Raw genomic sequence first — 21,931 nt, forward strand, 5'->3', positions numbered from 1 at the left:
CGACATTCCTGTACGTTCGTACCACAGTTTTCCCTTTGCAACCGCTCTGCATCTTGCATTGGGTATGGCGCCTGCATAAGTATCCGCAGGCCGACTCACGAGGTCGCCCTCACCACCAAAAATGACAACAAATCATGAGGCCAACATGCTTAAACACGCAGTCCTTCCGTTATTAGTGAGCGCTGGCCTTATGGCCGCAGCCCCCGTAGCCCTTGCGGCAACTAACCTGGTGTTCTGCTCCGAAGGGAGCCCGGCCGGTTTCGACCCAGGCCAGTACACCACCGGAACAGACTTCGATGCCTCGGCCGAAACCATGTTCAACCGCCTGAGCCAGTTCGAACGTGGCGGCACCGCCGTCGTTCCTGGCCTGGCCACCAGCTGGGACGTTTCCCCGGATGGCCTGACGTACACCTTCCACCTTCGCGAAGGCGTCAAGTTCCATACCACCCCGTACTTCAAGCCTACTCGTGAATTTTCGGCTGACGACGTACTGTTCACCTTCAACCGAATGATCAATAAAGACGATCCGTTCCGTAAGGCCTACCCTACCGAGTTCCCGTACTTCTCGGACATGGAGATGGACAAGAACATCAAGAACATCGAGAAAGTCGATGACCACACCGTCAAGTTCACCCTTGGCACCGTGGACGCGGCGTTTATCCAGAACCTCGCGATGAGCTTTGCATCGATCCAGTCGGCCGAATATGCCGCCCAACTGTTGAAGGAAGGCAAGGCCGCCGACATCAACCAGAAGCCGATCGGCACTGGCCCGTTCGTGTTCAAGAGCTACCAGAAAGACTCCAACATTCGCTTCACCGGCAACAAGGAATACTGGAAGCCTGAAGACGTCAAGATCGATAACCTGATCTTCGCAATCTCCACGGACCCTTCAGTACGCATCCAGAAACTGAAAAAGAACGAGTGCCAGATCACAGCCTATCCTCGCCCGGCCGATATCAAGCCGCTGGAAGCGGACAAGGACATGAAGATGCCGCACCAGGCCGGCTTCAACCTGGGCTACATCGCCTACAACGTGATGCCTGTGCTCAAGGGCCAGACGACGCCAAACCCGCTGGCTGACCTGCGGGTTCGCCAGGCTTTGGACATGTCGGTGAACAAGCAGCAGATCATCGACTCCGTGTACCAGGGCGCTGGGCAATTGGCCGTCAATGCCATGCCACCCACCCAATGGTCGTACGACACTACGATCAAGGACGCCAAGTACGACCCTGCCAAAGCCAAGGAACTGCTCAAGGAGGCTGGCATAAAGGAAGGCACCGAGATCACTCTTTGGGCCATGCCGGTTCAGCGTCCGTACAACCCGAACGCCAAGCTGATGGCCGAGATGCTGCAGAGCGACTGGAAACAGATCGGCCTGAAGGTCAACATCGTCAGCTACGAGTGGGGCGAGTACATCAAGCGTTCCAAAGGTGGCGAGAACCAGGCGATGATCATCGGCTGGAGCGGTGACAATGGTGACCCTGACAACTGGCTGGGCACCCTGTTTTCGTCCCCGGCGTTGAACGGTAACAACTTCTCCAAGTTCGTTAATAAACAGTATGACGACCTGATCAGCCAGGCCAAATCGACCACGGATGTCGCCAAGCGCACCGAACTGTACAAACAGGCGCAACAGCTGCTTAAACGCGAATTGCCTTACACACCTATCGCGCACTCGACGGTGTATCAACCCATGCGTAATACCGTGCAGGACTTCAAGATCAGCCCGTTTGGCTTGAATTCCTTCTACGGCGTTAGCGTCAGCGGCAAGTAAGGACCAATAACGGCGACGTTTCATAACGTCGCCGTTATTCCATCCGCCTGGACCTTAGGAAACAGACTACGTTTGCAAGCGTTGCCGTCTTACAGCAATGAACTGCGACCCGTGCCTCCGTTGCCTACAAGGTCAGTCAGAATTGACGCATTTACTGCAAGGTCAACGCCCCATAAGGTCGTAGGACAGCAGAGGCATCACTCTGGGAAGGGCACTTGCTGTGTGTGGGATCAGTGAGGTCTGCCTGGCTGCACGCCAGCAGGTAGGCTCGCTGTTGATAACTACAAACAAGGACCGGGATCGTCATGCGCCATACCACCGTTGTATCCGCTCTGTTTGCCACCAGCCTGCTGGCCATGGCCACCATGGGCCAAGCCGCCGAGAAAAAGAGCCTGGTGTTCTGCTCCGAAGGCAGCCCGGCAGGGTTTGACACTGCGCAATACACCACCGCTACCGACAACGATGCGGCGGAGCCTTTGTATAACCGTTTGGTGGAGTTCGAAAAAGGCGCGACCGACGTCGTCCCTGGGCTGGCAACCAAGTGGGATATTTCCCCTGATGGCCTGACCTACACCTTCCACCTGCGTGAAGGGGTGAAGTTCCACAGCAACAAGGAATTCAAGCCGACGCGAGACTTCAACGCCGACGACGTGCTGTTCACCTTCAACCGCATGCTTGACCCCGAGCACCCGTTCCGTAAGGCCTACCCCACCGAGTTTCCGTACTTCAACGGGATGAGCCTGAACAAGAACATCGCCAAGGTCGAGAAAACCGGCCCCTACACCGTAGTGATGACGCTGAACACGGTCGACGCAGCCTTCGTGCAGAACATCGCCATGAGCTTTGCCGCGATCCTTTCGGCGGAATACGCCGAGCAGTTGCTCACGCAAGGCCGGCCCAGCGACATCAACCAGAAGCCGATCGGCACTGGCCCCTTCGTGTTCCAGCGTTACCAGAAAGACTCGCAGATCCGCTACGTGGGCAACAAACAGTACTGGGACCCGAGCCGCGTCAAGCTGGACCAACTGATCTTCGCCATCAACACCGACGCCTCGGTGCGCGTGCAGAAGCTCAAGGCCGGCGAATGCCAGGTGACCCTGCATCCACGCCCCGCCGACGTCGAAGCCCTCAAGACCGACCCGAACCTGCAACTGCTGACCAAACCGGGCTTCAACCTGGGCTATATCTCCTACAACGTACGCCACAAGCCGTTCGATCAGTTGGAAGTACGCCAGGCGCTGGATATGGCGGTGAACAAGCAGAGCATCCTCAATGCTGTGTACCAGGGCGCCGGGCAACTGGCGGTCAACGCCATGCCACCCACGCAGTGGTCCTACGACGACAGCATCAAGGACGCCGCCTACGACCCGGAAAAAGCCAAGCAGTTGCTCAAGGCCGCTGGCGTCAAGGAAGGCACCGAGATCACCCTGTGGGCCATGCCGGTGCAACGCCCGTACAACCCCAACGCCAAGCTGATGGCGGAAATGCTGCAGAACGACTGGGCCAAGATCGGTCTCAAGGTCAAGATCGTCAGCTATGAATGGGGCGAGTACATCAAACGCACCAAGAACGGTGAGCACGATGTCAGCCTGATCGGCTGGACCGGCGACAACGGTGACCCGGACAACTGGCTCGGCACCCTCTACAGCTGCGACGCCATCGGCGGGAACAACTACTCCATGTGGTGCGACCCGGCGTACGACAAGCTGATCAAGCAAGCCAAGGTCGTGACCGACCGTGAACAAAGGACTGTTCTGTACAAACAGGCGCAGCAACTGCTCAAGCAGCAGGTGCCGATCACGCCCATCGCCCACTCGACGGTCAACCAGCCGTTAAGCGCCAAAGTCGAAGGCTTCAAGGTAAGCCCCTTCGGCCGCAACGTGTTCTCGGGCGTCAGCATCAACCCATAAGAAAATAACCGGATGGCGGGGAGCGAAATCAGCTCCCCGGCAAACGTGCAGGCTTTTGTTGGGAATTTTCCTACGCCAAACGTTTGCAATAGCTTGAACAAGTTCCACACCCAATAGCCGGATCACCCAAAAAGACCGGCATTAAAAAAGAGAACCAAAGGAGCTTCACCCATGAAACTGAGCAGCAAAGCGCTTCTGGCCTTGGCCATCAGCAGCATCACGGCCACCGCCTACGCTGAAACGCAAAGCCAGGACTTCGTTCCTACCACCCTGGCCGGCACCAGCGCCCAAAGCGAGGCCAAAGGCTTTATCGAAGATTTCAGCCTGGGCGGCACCACGCGTAACTGGTACTCCCATGAAAGCAAATACCGCGGGGGCACCTTCTCGTACCAGAAACACGGCCAGACCCTGACCGATCGCAACCGTACCAACTGGGTGCAAGGCACCATCCTCAACGCCAGCTCGGGTTTCACCCAGGGCACCGTTGGGGTCAAGACTGAAGTGGCGGTGTACAACGCCCTGGTACTGGACCGCAGCAAGCGTGATATCAAAGGCGGCTCCAACCGTACCCTGGCCGACTCCAACGGTGATGCCGTAGACCAGTGGAGCAAACTGGGCCTGGCCAACGTGCAATTCCGTGTGTCCAACACCACACTGACCGCCGGTCGCCAGAACTTCAGCAGCGGCATCGTCGACACCATCGGCAACCGTGCTCTGCCTTCGAGCTTCCAGGGCGTGAGCTTCAACAGCGAAGAGTTCAGCAACCTGTCGTTCCAGGGCGGCGTGTTCGACCGCGTTTCCCCACGTAGCGAGCAGAGCCTGTCGAAATTCCGTAGCGAATACGGCAATGGCGCAGAAACCGACAAAGTGTCGACCCTGGGTGTGAACTACCAGCCGCTGAAAAGCCTGAAGACCAGCTTCTTCGCCGCTAACGTGAAGGACTTCTGGAACCAGTACTACTTCGGCGCCACCCACGAGCTGGGCGACGCGCAGCAGTTGGGCCTGACCACCGGCTTCAACTACTACAAGACTGTCGATGAAGGCAAAAAAGAGATGGGGGAAATCGACAACGATACCTTCTCCCTCTCCCTGGGCCTGACTCACCAGGCACACAGCCTGACCTTTGGCTACCAGCAAGTGAACGGTAACGAGTACTTCGACTACCTGCACGAAACCAACGGTATCTACCTGGCCAACTCCCTGACGTCTGACTTCAACGGCCCGAACGAGAAATCCTTCCAGATCGCCTATGCCATCAACATGGCTGAATACGGCGTACCTGGCCTTAAGTTCAACGCCTACTCGGCACGCGGCTGGGGCATCGATGGTACCCACTACACCGGCAACAATGGCCGGGCCAAGTTTGCCTATGACGGCATCCAGTCCCAGGACGGCGAGAAGCACCAGGAATACGGTGTAGGCGCCTCTTACGCGCTGCAGAGCGGCCCGCTCAAAGCCACCACCGTGCGCGCAACCTATGTTGAGCACCGTGGCAGCGAGTTCCAGTCCGACGGCAGCATCAAAGAGTTCCGTCTGGTTACCACCATCCCGTTCAACATCCTTTAATTAATGCCAGGCAGGCGGCGAGCTCAGGACGAGCTTGCCGCCTACGCTTTTCTGGTTCCATCGATTGCAGAGGGCTCTGAATGAAAATGCTCCCACTACAAGCCGCCATGGCCGCTGCGCTGTTGAGCGTGGCCATCGGCGTTTCGGCCAAACCGCTGGTGGTCTGCACCGAAGCCAGCCCGGAAGGTTTCGACCCGGTCCTGTACACCACTGCCGTGACCGCTGACGCCGCCGCTGAAACCATGTTCAACCGCCTGGTGGACTTCAAGCCCGGCACCACAGAAGTGGTGCCTGCCCTGGCCAAAGACCTGCCGGAAATCAGCGCCGATGGCCTGACCTACACCTTCCACCTGCGTGACGACATCAAGTTCCACACCACCGACTATTTCAAACCCACGCGCAACCTGAATGCCGATGATGTGCTTTGGAGCTTCCAGCGCCAGCTGGACCCGAATCACCCTTGGCATAAAAAGTCCAACGTGGGCTATCCGTACTTCGAAAGCATGGGCTTTAAAGAACTGCTCAAGAGCGTAGAGAAAACCGACGATCACACCGTCGTCTTTACCCTGACCCGTCCTGAAGCCCCGTTCCTGGCCGACCTGGCCATGGCGTTTTCCTCGATTCACTCCGCCGAATATGCCGACCAGTTGCTCAAGTCCGGCAAGACCGATGACCTGAACGCCAAGCCCATCGGCACCGGGCCGTTCATCTTCAACCGCTACGCAAAAGATGCCCAGGTGCGTTTCAAGGCCAACCCGGAGTACTTCCGTGGCAAGCCGCCGGCCGACCCGCTTATTCTGGCAATCACCACCGATAGCAATGTGCGCCTGCAAAAGCTCAAGGCCAACGAATGCCAGATCGCGCTGTATCCCAAGCCCGATGATGTACCCAGCGCCAAGGCTGATCCCAACCTGAAAGTGGCGGAACTAGCGGCGATGACCACCAGCTACACCGCCATGAATACCACCCACAAGTACATGAGCGATGCGCGGGTACGTCACGCGATCAATATTGCCTTCGATAAAAAGGGCTACAACGAATCGCTGTACGGCAAAGGCAACGCCGTCGATGCCACCGGGCCGTACCCGCCGACCCTGCTGGGCTTCAGTGACAAGCTGAAAAACCCAGTTCGCGACTTGGACAAGGCGCGCGCCCTGCTCAAGGAAGCCGGCGTACCGGAAGGCACCGAGTTCACCCTGTTTACCCGTAACGGCGGCGGCCCGACCAACCCCAACCCGATGCTCGGCGCCCAGCGCATGCAGGCGGATCTGGCCCAGATTGGCCTGAAGGTCAATATCAAGGTCATGGAGTGGGGCGAAATGCTCAAGCGCGCTAAAGCCGGCGAACACGACATGGTTTCTGCAGGCTGGGCCGGGGATAACGGCGACCCGGATAACTTCCTCACCCCTAACCTGAGTTGCGACGCAGCGAAAAACGGCGAAAACTACGCCCGCTGGTGTAACAAAGAGTTTCAAGACTTGATCGACAAGGCCCGCGCCGACGCTGAACCCGCCGAACGCGCCGCACTCTATGAACAAGCTTTGGCCGTTTTCGAGAAGGACCAACCGTGGATCCCCATGGCCTACCCGAAAATGTTTACCGCCATGCGCAAGAACGTCGAGGGTTATACCCAAAGCCCTCTGACTACCAATAACTTCGCCACCACCCAGGTGAAGTAAATAAGAAAAACGCTCGGCACCGTCGACACTGACGGTGCCGGACCTGCCTAACCGGCTGATTGAGGTACACACCAAGATGTTTAGTTTTATTGCCCGCCGACTGGGGTTATTGATCCCCACGTTCTTCGGCATCACGTTGCTGACCTTTGCGTTGATTCGCATGATTCCAGGCGACCCCGTAGAAGTCATGATGGGCGAGCGACGGGTTGACCCCGAAATGCACGCCCAGGCAATGGAGCGCCTTGGCCTTAACAAGCCGCTGTATGCGCAATACCTGGATTACGTCGGCAAGCTCGCCCAGGGCGACCTTGGCGAATCGTTGCGCACTCGCACCAGCGTGTGGACCGAGTTCACCGCCCTCTTCCCCGCGACCCTGGAACTGTCCATGGCCGCGCTGTTGTTCGCCGGTATTCTGGGCCTGTTGGCCGGGGTGATCGCGGCACTCAAACGAGGATCCCTGTTCGACCACGGGGTGATGGGCATCTCCCTGGCGGGATATTCGATGCCGATCTTCTGGTGGGGCCTGATCCTGATCATGTTCTTCTCGGTGAGCCTGGGCTGGACCCCGGTGTCCGGGCGTATCGACCTGCTCTACGACATCGAGCCACGCACCGGCTTCATGCTGATCGACACCCTGCTGGCCGACGAGCCGGACGCGTTCTGGGATGCGTTGCACCACCTGATCCTGCCAGCCATCGTGCTCGGCACCATCCCGCTGGCGGTGATCGCGCGCATGACCCGTTCGTCGATGCTCGAAGTGCTGCGTGAGGACTACATCCGCACCGCCAAGGCCAAGGGCCTGTCGCCGGCGCGCGTGGTGTTCGTGCACGGCCTGCGTAACGCGCTGATCCCGGTGCTCACTGTGGTCGGCCTGCAAGTCGGCACGCTGCTGGCCGGTGCGGTACTGACCGAAACCATCTTCTCGTGGCCCGGCATCGGCAAATGGCTGATCGAAGCCATTGGCGCGCGGGACTACCCGGTGGTGCAAAACGGCATTCTGCTGATCGCCTGCCTGGTGATCCTGGTGAACTTCGTGGTGGATATCCTCTACGGCTTCGCCAACCCACGCATCCGTCACCAGCGCTGAGATCATGACCATGACCACACCTACTCAAGTGTCAGCAGTCGATCAGAGCCTGCTGTACCCGTCCCCGTACAAAGAATTCTGGCAAGCCTTCTCCAAGAACAAAGGCGCGGTTGCCGGCCTGCTGTTCATGTTGCTGATCGTGTTCTGCGCGATCTTCGCCCCGTGGGTTGCGCCGCATAACCCCAGCGAGCAATACCGAGACTTCCTGCTCACGCCACCGGCCTGGCTGGAAGGCGGGCAGATGCAGTTCCTGCTGGGCACCGACGAACTGGGCCGTGACTTGCTCTCGCGCCTGATCCAGGGCTCGCGCCTGTCGTTGCTGATCGGTTTATCGTCGGTGGTGATGTCGCTGATCCCGGGCATCCTGCTGGGCCTGTTCGCTGGGTTCTTCCCGCGCTTGCTCGGCCCGACCATCATGCGCTTGATGGACATCATGCTGGCCCTGCCATCGCTGCTGCTGGCCGTGGCGATTGTGGCCATCCTCGGCCCTGGCCTGATCAACACCGTGATCGCCATCGCCATCGTGTCGTTGCCATCCTATGTGCGCCTGACCCGCGCCGCCGTGATGGGCGAACTGAACCGCGACTACGTGACTGCCGCCCGCCTCGCCGGCGCCGGCCTGCCACGCCTGATGTTCATCACCGTGCTGCCTAACTGCATGGCGCCGCTGATCGTACAAGCGACCTTGAGCTTTTCCTCGGCGATTCTCGATGCCGCGGCCCTGGGCTTCCTCGGCCTTGGCGTACAACCGCCAACCCCTGAGTGGGGCACCATGCTGGCTTCGGCCCGCGACTACATCGAACGCGCCTGGTGGGTGGTGAGCCTGCCTGGCTTGACCATTTTGCTCAGCGTGCTGGCAATCAACTTGATGGGTGACGGCCTGCGCGATGCGCTGGACCCGAAACTCAAGAACGCCGCCTGAGGAGATTCCCATGTCACTGTTAGAAATCAAGAATCTCAACGTGCGCTTCGGCGACAAGACCGCCGTGCCGGTGGTCGATGGCCTCGACATTTCCGTCGACAAGGGCGAAGTCCTGGCAATCGTTGGCGAGTCGGGCTCGGGTAAATCCGTGACCATGATGGCGCTGATGGGCCTGATCGAGCACCCCGGCATCGTCACCGCCGATGCGCTGAACTTCGACGGCAAGGACATGCTCAAGTTGAGCAACCGCCAGCGCCGCCAGATCGTCGGCAAAGACCTGGCGATGGTGTTCCAGGATCCGATGACCGCGCTGAACCCCAGCTACACCGTGGGTTTCCAGATCGAAGAAGTGCTGCGCCTGCATTTGAAAATGTCCGGCAAACAAGCACGCAAACGCGCCATCGAGCTGCTGGAAAAGGTCGAGATCCCAGGCGCCGCCAGCCGTATGGATGCCTACCCGCACCAATTGTCCGGTGGTATGAGCCAACGCGTGGCAATCGCCATGGCGATTGCCGGCGAACCGAAACTGCTGATCGCCGATGAACCGACCACTGCGTTGGACGTGACCATCCAGGCGCAGATCATGGAGCTGCTGTTGGCCCTGCAAAAAGAGCAGAACATGGGCCTGGTGCTGATCACTCATGACCTCGCGGTAGTGGCTGAAACCGCCCAGCGCGTGTGCGTAATGTACGCAGGTCAGGCAGTGGAAGTCGGCCAGGTGCCGCAGTTGTTCGACATTCCGGCACACCCGTACAGCGAAGCGTTGCTCAAGGCGATTCCCGAGCACAGCCTGGGTGCCACGCGCCTGGCCACGCTGCCGGGCATCGTGCCGGGCCGCTATGACCGTCCGCAGGGTTGCCTGCTGTCGCCGCGCTGCCCGTATGTGCAGGACTCCTGCCGCGCCCAGCGGCCGGGCCTCGATCCGAAAAGCAACAGCCTTGCCCGCTGCTTCTACCCGTTGAACCAGGAGGTGGCGTAATGGCCGTCGTACTTACCGCCCGCGACCTCACCCGTCACTACGAAGTGTCCCGTGGCCTCTTCAAAGGCCACGCCACCGTGCGTGCTCTTAATGGTGTGTCTTTTGAGCTGGAAGCCGGCAAGACCCTCGCCGTGGTAGGCGAGTCGGGCTGTGGCAAATCCACCCTGGCCCGCGCCCTGACGCTGATTGAAGAGCCCTCGTCGGGCTCGTTGAAAATCGCCGGGCAAGAAGTGGCCGGCGCCAACAAGGCTCAGCGCAAGCAATTGCGCAAAGACGTGCAGATGGTGTTCCAGAGCCCCTATGCCTCGTTGAACCCTCGCCAGAAAGTCGGCGATCAACTGGCCGAACCGCTGCTGATCAACACCCACCTGTCCGCCGCCGAGCGCCGCGAAAAAGTGCAGGCGATGATGAAGCAAGTGGGCCTGCGCCCTGAGCATTATCAGCGCTACCCGCACATGTTCTCCGGTGGTCAGCGCCAGCGTATCGCCCTGGCTCGCGCAATGATGCTGCAACCCAAGGTGCTGGTGGCGGACGAACCGACCTCGGCGCTGGACGTGTCGATCCAGGCACAGGTGCTTAACCTGTTCATGGATTTGCAGCAGGAATTCAACACCGCCTACGTGTTCATTTCCCACAACCTGGCGGTGGTACAGCACGTAGCTGACGATGTGATGGTGATGTACCTCGGCCGCCCGGTTGAGGTGGGCCCCAAGGAAGACATCTACGCACGCCCGCTGCACCCTTACACCCAGGCGCTGCTGTCGGCCACGCCGACCATTCACCCGGACCCGAGCAAGCCAAAGATCAAGATCGTCGGCGAACTGCCCAACCCACTGAACCCGCCGCCGGGTTGCGCGTTCCACAAGCGCTGCCCGTATGCGACCGAGCGCTGCAGCAGTGAGGAGCCGCTGTTGCGGCCGTTGGATAACCGGCAGGTGGCTTGTCACTACGCGGAGCAATTCGTGGCCTGAAGCAACATTTTTTCCCACTGTGGGAGCGGGCTTGCTCGCGAATGCGTGGGTTCAGCTACAGATGGGTTGCTGACACACCGTCTTCGCGAGCAAGCCCGCTCCCACAGGGGCAATGCGTGATATCGAGTTCCATCGCCCTTCCCGCCAGATTGCGCATCAGTCTGGCTGGAGGGGCTTTTTTTTGCGCGGTTGTAACAAAAAACATACCGTTTGAACCCATGCCAAAAGCCCTGAAAACATTGAGCCAGAGCGTTTCGAAAAGTGTATAGATTGTAAATGCAATTTACTTCTGTTTGAGAATCAATACCATTACGGCGCACGGAGAGCGCTGGATGCACGACAAAAATTCAGACGCCTCTCGTTCAATCGCCCCTCCTAAAGGACTTTGTGGACATGTCGTCTCAATTCAGGCTCAGCCATCTCTCGCTGGCGTTTATCGCTACCCTTTCGTCCCCCGCGCTGCTGGCGCAGAGTGTGGAAAAAGAGCGCGATAAAGTGCCGATCCAAGCGACAGACCTGCCGGTGGATGGCACGCCCCAAGCCCTGGTGCTGGGCGAAACGCGTGTATTGGGCACCGCTGCCGAAGAACTCAAGCAGGCGCCCGGTGTGTCGATCATCACCGCCGAAGACATCAAGAAACGCCCGCCCACCAACGACCTGTCGGAGATCATCCGCCGCGAGCCGGGCGTGAACCTGACCGGCAACAGTTCCAGCGGCAGCCGTGGCAACAACCGCCAAATCGACCTGCGCGGCATGGGCCCGGAAAACACCCTGATCCTGATCGATGGCAAGCCGTCCACCTCCCGCAACGCCGTGCGTTATGGCTGGAGCGGCGACCGCGATACCCGTGGCGAAACCAATTGGGTGCCGGCCGAAGAAGTCGAACGCATTGAAATCCTGCGCGGCCCGGCCGCCGCCCGTTATGGCTCCGGTGCCATGGGCGGTGTCATCAACATCATCACCAAACGCCCCACCGACCAACTGCACGGCTCGCTGACCGCTTACACGGCCTTCCCTGAAAACGACGCCGAAGGTGCGAGCAAACGCACCAACTTCAACCTCAGCGGCCCGTTGACCGACACACTGGCGTTCCGCGTCTATGGCGGCCTGAACAAGACCGACGCCGATGACGCCGACATCAACCGCGCAGCACAGGCGACCCCAGACTCGCTGGTGGCCGGCCGCGAAGGCGTACGCAATAAAGACGTGAACGGCTTGCTGAGCTGGCAGTTCACCCCCGAGCAAACCCTCGACCTGGAAGCCAGCTACAGCCGCCAGGGCAATATTTTCGCCGGCGATACCATGCTCAACGGCGGTGGCGCGTTCGTGGAAAGCCTGGTGGGCAAGGAAACCAGTGTGATTCAACGCAGCAGCTTTTCGGCCACGCACCGCGGCGAGTTCGACTGGGGCTCGACCCTGGCTTCGCTAACCCACGACCTGACCCGCAACGAACGCCTCAATGAAGGCCTGGCCGGTTCTGGCGAGGGTGCGCCGTCTGCCAGCGCAGGCCGTTTCGAGTCGCGCTTGCGCAACACTCGGGCCACCGCCGAGGTCAACCTGCCCCTGAGCGTCGGTGCCGAACAGGTGCTGACCCTGGGCAGCGAATACCTCTACGAGTCGATGAACGACCCAGGCTCGTTGCGCCCGCAAAGCTATGACCCAGGCACCGGCGGCGTCCCCGCCATCCCGGGCGTGAGCCGCAACAGCACCAAGACCACCGCCTCGAGCTACGCCTTGTTTGCCGAAGACAACATCGAGCTGGGCAGCAAGACTGTCATCACGCCTGGCTTGCGCTTCGACGACCATGAGGAATACGGCGGCAACTGGAGCCCCAGCTTCAACGCCTCGCACCAGTTGACCGATGAATTGAGCATCAAGGGTGGCATCGCCCGCGCCTATAAAACACCCAACCTGTACCAGTCCAACCCGAACTATTTGCTGTACAGCCGTGGCAATGGCTGCAACGCCAGCGAAGCCAACATGGGCGGTTGCTACCTGGTGGGTAATCGCGACCTGAAGCCGGAAATCAGCGTCAACAAGGAAATCGGCCTGGCTTTCGACAAGGGCACCTGGCGTACCAGTGCGACGTACTTCCGTAATGACTACAAGAACAAGATCAACGCCAGTAACGAGGCGGCCTTCCGCCTGGGCAACGGTCGCCGCGTGCTGGAGTGGGAAAACAGCGGGCCCGCCTTGGTGCAGGGCGTTGAAGGCAACCTGTTCATCAGCCTGCGCGATGACTTGAACTTGAATACCAACCTGACCTACATGATCGACTCCAAGGACAAGGACACCGGCGAGCCGTTGAGCATCATCCCCAAGTACACCGTCAACACCACGCTGGATTGGCAAGCCACTGACAAGCTTTCATTCCAGGTCAGCGGCACCTATTACGGCAAACAAGAAGCACCGACGCTCAACTCACGCAGCGCCAGCAGTTACGAGCGCAGCGCCCAGCAGGACGTCGACCCGTACGGGTTGATGGGCCTGAGCAGCGGCTACGAATTCAGCAAAAACCTGAGCGTACGCGTGGGCATCAACAACCTCCTGGACAAGCGCCTGTCTCGCAAAGGTAACGCCGACGACGCCGGTGCCCAGACCTACAATGAACCGGGCCGCGCTTACTTCGCGTCGGTGACTACATCGTTCTAAGGCATTGTTTGAGGTCTGAAAAGCGCCTCCCGCCAGCTATAGGCTGGCGGGAGGCGCTTTCTTTCTAGCGAGCCTACGTTTGGCTATCGCCTTCGTCTGCGTCGTCGCTGTCGGGCTCGTCGGTAGTAGAGTCATCATCACCCTCGCTGCCGCCCTGGCCCTGATCGCCTGGTTCGGCTTCGGACTTGGCCAACTGCAAGTGCGATGCCTGACCACTGGTCACCACCGCTGCGCTCGGTACCGGGTTATGCGCCCAGGCCGTCGACATCCCCAACGACAACAGCACCAGCACTTTCATCAACAGCACTATTCGTTGAAAAATACTCATGATCGATTCCGTCCAGTCAGTAAATGGGCCCCGCACGGCAGTCATTAACTGCCACCAGCGTTTACGCTAGTCGCGATGCCGGATTACCGCCAATCCCCAGCCTTTAGGAGGTCAAAATGTGGGAGGGGGCTTGCCCCGATTACGGAGTGTCAGAGCCCAATACACTGGCTGACACACCGCTATCGGGGCAAGCCCCCTCCCACATTCTCTGAACCGCTCAAACCTTAGTGGTGTTCGCGGGTCGCGCGGAATTTCACATCCGGCCAACGCTCTTCCATCAACGCCAGGTTCACGCGGGTCGGCGCCAGGTAGGTCAGGTGACCACCGCCGTCGATTGCCAGGTTTTCCACGGCCTTGTTGGAGAACTCTTCCAACTTCTTCTTATCGCTGCAATCAATCCAGCGCGCCGAATACACGGTGATCGGCTCATACGAACACTCAACCTTGTATTCCTCTTTCAAGCGGCTGGCGACCACATCGAACTGCAGCACACCCACGGCGCCGAGGATGATGTCGTTGCTGCGCTCGGGGAAGAACACCTGGGTGGCGCCCTCTTCGGCCAATTGCTGCAAGCCTTGGCGCAGTTGCTTGGACTTGAGCGGGTCACGCAGGCGCACGCGGCGGAACAGTTCCGGGGCGAAATGCGGAATGCCGGTGAAGCCCAGGGCTTCGCCTTCGGTAAAGGTGTCGCCGATCTGGATGGTGCCGTGGTTGTGCAGGCCGATGATGTCGCCGGCAAACGCCTCTTCCAGCTGTTCACGCTCGGAGGAGAAGAACGTCAGGGCGTCGCCGATGCGTACGTCCTTGCCGGTGCGCACGTGGCGCATCTTCATGCCTTTTTCGTACTTGCCGGAGCAGATGCGCATAAAGGCGATACGGTCGCGATGTTTCGGGTCCATGTTCGCCTGGATCTTGAACACGAAGCCGGTGAATTTCTCTTCCACCGGTTCCACGGTGCGCTCGTTGGCAACGCGGGCCAGGGGCTTTGGCGCCCAGTCCACGACGGCGTCGAGCACGTGGTCGACACCGAAGTTGCCCAGCGCGGTACCGAAGAACACCGGCGTCAGTTGGCCGTCGAGGAATTCCTGCTGGTTGAACTCATGGCAGGCGCCCTGCACCAGTTCCAGCTGGTCGACGAAACGATCGTACTCGTCGCCCAGGTGGGCACGGGCTTCGTCGGAGTCGAGCTTCTCGATGATCTTGGTTTCGGTGCGTTCATGGCCGTGGCCGGCGGTGTAGACAATGATGTAGTCGTCGGCCAGGTGGTACACGCCCTTGAAGTCGCGGTAGCAACCAATCGGCCAGGTGATCGGCGCGGCTTTGATCTTCAAGACGGCTTCGATTTCATCCAGCAACTCGATGGGGTCGCGGATATCGCGGTCGAGTTTGTTGATGAAACTGACAATCGGCGTGTCACGCAGACGGCACACGTCCATCAACGCGATGGTACGCGGTTCGACGCCTTTACCGCCGTCGAGGACCATCAGCGCCGAGTCCACCGCGGTGAGGGTGCGGTAGGTATCTTCGGAGAAGTCTTCGTGCCCCGGGGTGTCGAGCAGGTTGATCATGTGCTCGCGATACGGGAACTGCATGACCGACGTGGTAATGGAAATACCCCGTTGTTTTTCCATTTCCATCCAGTCGGAGGTGGCATGGCGGTCGGATTTGCGCGATTTCACCGTGCCGGCCACCGCGATCGCCTTGCCCATCAGCAACAGCTTTTCGGTGATGGTGGTCTTACCGGCATCGGGGTGGGAAATAATGGCGAAAGTGCGGCGTTTCGCGACTTCGGCGGCCTGGTGGGTCATGGGAAATCGCCTGGCAGGTGAGTCAAAAAAGGGCGGCGAGTATAGCGCAAACGCGAGGGTACGGACCACCGTTGAGCCCATTGGGGGTGGCTAAATGCGCCCAAGTGTGGAACCTTTTAAAAGGTCGAGACGTCCACTCCCCTGCTATCGCACTCGGAACAGGGGCTGAAATATCAGCAAGTTAGCCTGACGAGGCTGCGCTCATGGCTCGATCGCATACTGCATTGCCAGTATCGGCGAGTTGCTTTTCGCGAACTCATTCAGAGGCAGCCAGGAATGGCAGTGCCGCCGGAAAATGTGTTCGCCGACAAAAGAAAAAAAGGAGTCCGCCTGTGGCTATTCGCTATGGCAAAGGGCTGATAGGAGGCGCGGTCGTCGTCGCGCTCCTGGCCCTGCTGGTCCACTGGATCGGCATCAACACGATCGAACTGTACCGCGACGATTTGTTGTTTTACCTGCAAGCTCACCTGATTCTCGTCCTAATCTCCATGCTGGCAGCCCTGATTGTGGGCATCCCCGCCGGTATCCTGCTCAGCCGACCCAACATGGTCGGGCGCGCAGAACGTTTCATGCAGATCTTCAACATCGGCAACACCGTCCCTCCCCTGGCCGTACTGGCCATCGCCCTCGGCGTCCTCGGCATCGGCAGCGGCCCGGCCATCTTCGCGCTGTTCCTTGCCTCGCTCCTGCCCATCGTACGCAACACCTACGAAGGCCTGAAAAACGTTCAGGGCTCCCTCAAGGAAGCCGCCACCGGCATCGGCATGACGCCGCGCCAGGTGCTGTTTCGCGTGGAGCTGCCCAACGCCGTGCCGATCATCATCGGCGGTGTGCGCGTGGCCCTGGCGATCAACGTCGGTACCGCACCGCTGGCGTTCCTGATTGGCGCCAACAGCCTGGGCAGCCTGATCTTCCCCGGCATCGCCCTGAACAACCAGCCGCAACTGTTGCTCGGCGCCGCCTGCACCGCGCTGCTGGCATTGCTGCTTGATGGCCTGGTGACCATGGCCAGCCGCCTCTGGCTAGAACGCGGGTTACGCCCGTCTTAAGCCCGGTAAAGGAATTCACATGAAAAAACTGAGCTTGATATTAGGCTGCGTCCTGCTGCTTGCAGGTATTGCGCAAGCCGCCGAAAAACCCGTGATCCGCATCGGCGCCCGGGTGTTCACCGAGCAGACCCTGCTCGCCGAAATCACTTCCCAATACCTGCGCACCAAGGGCTACGACGCCCGCGTGACCGGCGGCCTGGGCAGCAACCTGGCGCGCAGTGCCCAGGAAAGCGGGCAACTGGACCTGATATGGGAATACACCGGCGTGTCGCTGGTGGCCTACAACCATATCGACGAGAAACTCGACAGCGAACAGTCCTACGCTCGGGTCAAAGAACTCGATGGGAAAAAAGGCCTGGTCTGGCTATCGCCGTCGCGCTTTAGCAACACCTATGCGCTGGCGCTGCCGGAGAAGGTCGCCCAGGAACATCCCGAGATCAACAGCATCAGCGACCTCACCAACGCCATGGCCGAGAACACCAAAGAGCACCGTCTGGTCGCCCTGGATACCGAGTTCGCCAACCGCTCCGATGGCCTGGCCGGCATGGTCAAGCTGTACGACATGAACCTGACACGCGAGAACACCCGGCAAATGGACGCGGGCCTGGTCTACACCGCCCTGCGTAATGGCCAGGTGTTTGCCGGACTGGTCTACACCACCGACGGGCGCCTCAACGCCTTTAAGTTGAAGCTGCTCGAAGACGACAAGCACTACTTCCCGGATTACACCGCAGCCCCGGTGATCCGCCAGGAATACCTCGACAAACACCCGCAACTGGCCGCCGAACTCAAGCCTTTGGCCCACCTGTTCGACGACGAAACCATGCGCCAGCTCAATGCACGGGTCGACGTCGACCATGAAAGCCCGTCCGCCGTTGCCGCCGATTTCCTGCGCCAACATCCAATCAACTAAAAAGGAGAAGACATGGAATTTTTGAACGCCTTTTCCCATCTTGATTGGGCCCAAGTCCTGCACCTGACCTGGCAGCACATCACCCTGGTCGGCATCGCCGTGATCCTCGCGATCTTCATCGGCGTGCCCCTGGGCATTCTGATGACGCGCTTCCCGACCCTGGCCGGCCCGTTGCAAGCCAGCGCCACAGTGTTGCTGACCGTGCCATCCATCGCGCTGTTCGGCCTGCTGCTGCCGTTCTACTCCAAGTTCGGCCAGGGCCTGGGGCCAATGCCGGCGATCACCGCCGTGTTCCTTTACTCCCTGCTGCCAATCATGCGTAACACCTACCTGGCCCTCACCGGCGTTGAGCCAGGCATTCGCGAAGCCGCACGCGGCATCGGCATGACCTTCGGCCAGCGCCTGCGCATGGTCGAACTGCCGATTGCGGTGCCGGTGATTCTCGCTGGCGTGCGTACCGCCGTGGTGATGAATATCGGTGTGATGACCATCGCCGCCACCATCGGTGCCGGTGGCCTGGGTGTACTTATTCTGGCTTCCATCAGCCGCAGCGATATGTCGATGCTGATCGTCGGCGCCGTGCTGGTCAGTCTCCTGGCCATCTTCGCCGACCTGCTTCTGCAATGGCTGCAACGCTCGCTGACTCCAAAAGGATTGCTCAAATGATCGAACTTCAAAACCTGTCCAAGACTTTTCAAAGCAACGGCAAGACCGTCACCGCCGTCAACGATGTAAGCCTGACCGTCAACGAAGGCGAAATTTGCGTATTCCTGGGGCCCTCGGGCTGCGGCAAGAGCACCACGCTGAAGATGATCAACCGTCTGATCAAGCCCTCCTCGGGCAAGATCCTGATCAACGGCGAAGACACCACCGACCTCGACGAGGTGACCCTGCGTCGCAACATCGGCTACGTGATCCAGCAGATCGGCCTGTTCCCCAACATGACCATCGAAGAGAACATCGTGGTGGTGCCCAAGCTGCTCGGCTGGGACAAGCAAAAATGCCACGACCGCGCCCGCGAATTGATGAGCATGATCAAGCTGGAGCCCAAGCAGTACCTGCATCGCTACCCGCGTGAATTGTCGGGTGGGCAGCAACAGCGCATCGGAGTGATCCGCGCCCTGGCGGCGGATGCGCCGCTGCTGCTGATGGACGAGCCGTTCGGCGCGGTCGACCCGATCAACCGCGAGATGATCCAGAACGAGTTCTTCGAGATGCAGCGCGCGCTGAACAAAACCGTGATCATGGTCAGCCACGACATCGACGAAGCCATCAAGCTGGGTGACAAGATCGCCATCTTCCGCGCCGGCAAGCTGCTGCAGATCGACCACCCGGACACGCTGCTGGCGCACCCGGCCGACGAGTTCGTCAGCAATTTCGTGGGCCAGGACAGCACCCTCAAGCGCCTGCTGCTGGTAAAAGCCGAAGACGCGGCGGACAACGCCCCGTCGGTGAGCCCGGAAACACCCGTGGCCGATGCGCTGGAATTGATGGACGAGCACGACCGCCGCTATGTGGTGGTCACCTGTTCGGAGAACAAGGCGCTGGGGTATGTACGCCGCCGCGACCTGCACCGCCAGGCCGGCACCTGCGGCCAGTACCTGCGCGAGTTCAACGCCACGGCGGCGTACGACGAGCATTTGCGCATCCTGCTGTCGCGCATGTACGAGTTCAACCGCTCGTGGTTGCCGGTGATGGATGCCGAGCGCGTGTTCCTGGGTGAAGTGACCCAGGAGTCGATTGCCGAGTACCTGAGTTCCGGTAAATCCCGTGGCGGCAAGACCAGCATTGTCTCGCCTGCCGAAACTGCTTTGGCTTGATAGATCGCTATCGCAGGCAAGCCAGCTCCCACAGGGGAATGCATTCCAGCATAAGAATGCAGTTCAAATGTGGGAGCTGGCTTGCCTGCGATGAATACACCGCAAATCCATCTGATTGGCCCCATCCGGGGAACATCAATCCGTCACACCGGTCGGTTACATAAGTAGCTGCACGCGGCCGCGCGACGAACGCGTGCAAAAACGCGACATTTTTAGTTGATCCCACGCCCGCCAAGCCCTAAAGTTCGCGCCGAACGTCCATGCTGGAAACGATCCATCCGGCTCAAGTACTGACGACGAGACAGCAAGGCCAAGGGCAGCTTACCCCATGGCCTTTTTGCTTTCGGCGACATGCCTTGGGAAGTAGGCGAACCAAAGTGGGGATACGGAGGACGTTCATTTGCACCCATTGATCAAATTAGTTTGCCCTTAGGAGTTCCCAGCATGTCGATCAACGTCGAAGATTATTTCGCGCGCGCCACTTTTGACAAAATGAAAGCGTTCGCCGACAAGCAAGAAACCCCGTTCGTGGTGATCGACACCGCGATGATCTGCCAGGCCTACGACGACCTGCGCGCCGGTTTCGAATTCGCCAAGGTGTATTACGCCGTCAAGGCCAACCCGGCCGTTGAGATCATCGACCTGTTGAAAGACAAGGGTTCGAGCTTCGACATCGCCTCGATCTATGAGCTGGACAAGGTCATGGACCGCGGCGTCAGCGCCGACCGTATCAGCTACGGCAACACCATCAAGAAATCCAAGGACATCCGCTACTTCTATGAGAAGGGCGTGCGTCTGTTCTCCACCGACTCCGAAGCCGACCTTCGCAACATCGCCAAGGCCGCGCCGGGTTCGAAAGTGTATGTGCGTATCCTCACCGAAGGCTCGACCACTGCTGACTGGCCGTTGTCGCGCAAATTCGGCTGCCAGACCGACATGGCCATGGACCTGCTGATCCTCGCCCGCGACCTGGGCCTGGTGCCTTACGGCATCTCGTTCCACGTTGGCTCGCAACAGCGCGACATCAGCGTGTGGGACGCAGCCATCGCCAAGGTCAAGGTGATCTTCGAACGCCTCAAAGAAGAAGACGGCATCCACCTGAAGCTGATCAACATGGGCGGCGGCTTCCCGGCCAACTACATCACCCGCACCAACAGCCTGGAAACCTACGCCGAAGAAATCATCCGTTTCCTTAAAGAAGACTTCGGTGACGACCTGCCGGAAATCATCCTGGAACCTGGCCGTTCGTTGATCGCCAACGCCGGTATCCTGGTCAGCGAAGTGGTGCTGGTGGCGCGCAAGTCCCGTACCGCCGTCGAGCGCTGGGTGTACACGGATGTGGGCAAGTTCTCCGGCCTGATCGAAACCATGGACGAAGCCATCAAGTTCCCGATCTGGACCGAGAAGAAAGGCGAGATGGAAGAAGTGGTCATCGCCGGCCCGACCTGCGACAGCGCCGATATCATGTACGAAAACTACAAGTACGGCCTGCCGTTGAACCTGGCCATTGGTGATCGTCTGTACTGGTTGTCGACCGGTGCCTACACCACCAGCTACAGCGCGGTGGAGTTCAATGGGTTCCCGCCGCTGAAATCCTTCTACGTTTAACCCCACCCCCGATCGTTCCCACGCTCTGCGTGGGAACGCCTCCTGTGACGCTCTGCGTTACGCGCTCAAGTGCGGACGCGGAGCGTCCAGGGCGGCATTCCCACGCGGAGCGTGGGAACGATCAGCTCGTAGCTCGTTGCTGGTACAACTCGGCCATGGCGCGAATTCGCGGGTCATCCGCCCGTGCCAGCGCCTTGTGTGCCGTTTGCAGAAACTTGAGATTCCCGCCTGCCAGCGCCTTGTGCAACCACTCCAGCGCCGCGTCGACCTGGCCGCTGTCTGCCAGCACCGCCGCATGGCTGAACTGCCCACGAAAATCACCTGCCTCGGCTGAGCGGCGGTACCACTCAACGGCCGCCTCAACATCCTTGGGGCAATGCTGCCCGTCTTCCAGGTAACGCCCGAGCAGGTTCATCGACTTGGCATGGTCCTGTTCGGCAGCCTGGCGATACAGCGCCAGTGCTTGCGCCTGGTCTTCAACAACGCCACGGCCGGTAGCCAAGAGGTTGGCGTAGTTGTATTGCCCCCAATCCAACCCGGCGTGTGCCGCCAGGCGATATTCCCGTGCTGCGGCGGCTTCATCGACAGCGCAGCCCCAGCCATGCTCCCGGCAACGCCCGATCATATTGCGCGCCATCAGGTGCCCGCCCTGCGCGGCAATCTGGAACCAGCGCAGCGCCAATGCTTCATCGCGTGCGATGCCGCGCCCTTCCAGCAGAATTTGCCCGAGCAGGGCCTGGGCATCGACCACGCCTGCCTTGGCCGCGATCAGAATGGCCTGGGCGGCGCGCACCGGGGAGTCATCGAGCATGCTCTGCAATTGTTCGACATTGAGCACTTCTTCGCGGCGCAATAAAAAGCCCAT

Annotated in this window: 17 protein-coding genes; 14 read left to right on the plus strand and 3 right to left on the minus strand. The window is 59.8% G+C overall.

What is annotated here, in order from left to right; all coding sequences use genetic code 11:
• Positions 1-145: 145 nt before the first annotated feature.
• The 9 genes from MHH62_RS11685 to MHH62_RS11725 all read left to right on the plus strand — a co-directional run bounded on the left by MHH62_RS11685 (position 146) and on the right by MHH62_RS11725 (position 13,540).
• The gene (locus MHH62_RS11685; protein WP_014716900.1) at positions 146-1,774 is read left to right on the plus strand and encodes an ABC transporter substrate-binding protein; all 1,629 of its coding nucleotides are present in this window, start codon (positions 146-148) and stop codon (positions 1,772-1,774) included.
• 305 nt (positions 1,775-2,079) lie between these two features.
• Positions 2,080-3,684: an ABC transporter substrate-binding protein gene (locus MHH62_RS11690; protein ID WP_032904009.1), complete on the plus strand. Its 1,605-nt coding sequence runs from the start codon at positions 2,080-2,082 to the stop codon at positions 3,682-3,684.
• Between the two features lie 171 nt (positions 3,685-3,855).
• Positions 3,856-5,250, plus strand: coding sequence for an OprD family outer membrane porin (locus MHH62_RS11695; RefSeq protein ID WP_003188488.1), 1,395 nt, complete (start codon positions 3,856-3,858; stop codon positions 5,248-5,250).
• Positions 5,251-5,330: 80 nt separating this feature from the next.
• Positions 5,331-6,929 (plus strand): ABC transporter substrate-binding protein, encoded by a 1,599-nt coding sequence (locus MHH62_RS11700; protein WP_014716897.1) that lies wholly within the window; start codon positions 5,331-5,333, stop codon positions 6,927-6,929.
• Positions 6,930-7,005: 76 nt separating this feature from the next.
• Positions 7,006-8,016 carry an ABC transporter permease subunit gene (locus tag MHH62_RS11705; RefSeq protein ID WP_003171721.1) on the plus strand — a complete coding sequence of 337 codons (1,011 nt, stop codon included), beginning with the start codon at positions 7,006-7,008 and terminating at the stop codon, positions 8,014-8,016.
• 10 nt (positions 8,017-8,026) lie between these two features.
• Positions 8,027-8,938: an ABC transporter permease subunit gene (locus tag MHH62_RS11710; RefSeq protein WP_003188486.1), complete on the plus strand. Its 912-nt coding sequence runs from the start codon at positions 8,027-8,029 to the stop codon at positions 8,936-8,938.
• A gap of 10 nt (positions 8,939-8,948) precedes the next feature.
• The gene (locus MHH62_RS11715; protein WP_014716896.1) at positions 8,949-9,917 is read left to right on the plus strand and encodes an oligopeptide/dipeptide ABC transporter ATP-binding protein; all 969 of its coding nucleotides are present in this window, start codon (positions 8,949-8,951) and stop codon (positions 9,915-9,917) included.
• Positions 9,917-10,888: a peptide ABC transporter ATP-binding protein gene (locus MHH62_RS11720; protein WP_014716895.1), complete on the plus strand. Its 972-nt coding sequence runs from the start codon at positions 9,917-9,919 to the stop codon at positions 10,886-10,888. The genes MHH62_RS11715 and MHH62_RS11720 overlap by 1 nt, the downstream gene beginning before the upstream one ends.
• A 393-nt stretch (positions 10,889-11,281) precedes the next feature.
• Complete coding sequence (locus MHH62_RS11725; protein WP_072434173.1) at positions 11,282-13,540, plus strand: TonB-dependent siderophore receptor; 2,259 nt, start codon at positions 11,282-11,284, stop codon at positions 13,538-13,540.
• 73 nt (positions 13,541-13,613) lie between these two features.
• On the opposite strand, the gene MHH62_RS11730 is transcribed toward MHH62_RS11725, so the two are convergent.
• Positions 13,614-13,868 carry a hypothetical protein gene (locus MHH62_RS11730; RefSeq protein ID WP_020301282.1) on the minus strand — a complete coding sequence of 85 codons (255 nt, stop codon included), beginning with the start codon at positions 13,866-13,868 and terminating at the stop codon, positions 13,614-13,616.
• A gap of 224 nt (positions 13,869-14,092) precedes the next feature.
• A complete protein-coding gene (locus MHH62_RS11735) occupies positions 14,093-15,676 on the minus strand; it encodes a peptide chain release factor 3 (protein ID WP_003188476.1) in 1,584 nt (527 codons plus the stop codon).
• 332 nt (positions 15,677-16,008) lie between these two features.
• Between MHH62_RS11735 and MHH62_RS11740 the strand changes: the two genes are divergently transcribed.
• The 5 genes from MHH62_RS11740 (at position 16,009) to MHH62_RS11760 (ending at position 21,066) form a co-directional block, all read left to right on the plus strand.
• Positions 16,009-16,725, plus strand: coding sequence for an ABC transporter permease (locus MHH62_RS11740; protein WP_020301284.1), 717 nt, complete (start codon positions 16,009-16,011; stop codon positions 16,723-16,725).
• A 19-nt stretch (positions 16,726-16,744) separates the two neighbouring features.
• Positions 16,745-17,638, plus strand: coding sequence for a glycine betaine ABC transporter substrate-binding protein (locus tag MHH62_RS11745; protein ID WP_019816969.1), 894 nt, complete (start codon positions 16,745-16,747; stop codon positions 17,636-17,638).
• A gap of 12 nt (positions 17,639-17,650) precedes the next feature.
• Positions 17,651-18,304 (plus strand): ABC transporter permease, encoded by a 654-nt coding sequence (locus MHH62_RS11750; protein WP_003188473.1) that lies wholly within the window; start codon positions 17,651-17,653, stop codon positions 18,302-18,304.
• Positions 18,301-19,458: an ABC transporter ATP-binding protein gene (locus tag MHH62_RS11755; protein ID WP_014716891.1), complete on the plus strand. Its 1,158-nt coding sequence runs from the start codon at positions 18,301-18,303 to the stop codon at positions 19,456-19,458. Before MHH62_RS11750 ends, MHH62_RS11755 begins: the two co-directional genes overlap by 4 nt.
• Positions 19,459-19,902: 444 nt before the next feature.
• Positions 19,903-21,066, plus strand: coding sequence for a type III PLP-dependent enzyme (locus tag MHH62_RS11760; RefSeq protein ID WP_339232981.1), 1,164 nt, complete (start codon positions 19,903-19,905; stop codon positions 21,064-21,066).
• Between the two features lie 121 nt (positions 21,067-21,187).
• Here MHH62_RS11760 and MHH62_RS11765 read toward each other — a convergent pair whose 3' ends face one another.
• Positions 21,188-21,931 (minus strand): tetratricopeptide repeat protein, encoded by a 744-nt coding sequence (locus tag MHH62_RS11765; protein WP_201913620.1) that lies wholly within the window; start codon positions 21,929-21,931, stop codon positions 21,188-21,190.

It is taken from the genome of Pseudomonas sp. FSL L8-0168, from assembly GCF_037976155.1.
GTDB lineage: Bacteria > Pseudomonadota > Gammaproteobacteria > Pseudomonadales > Pseudomonadaceae > Aquipseudomonas > Aquipseudomonas paracarnis.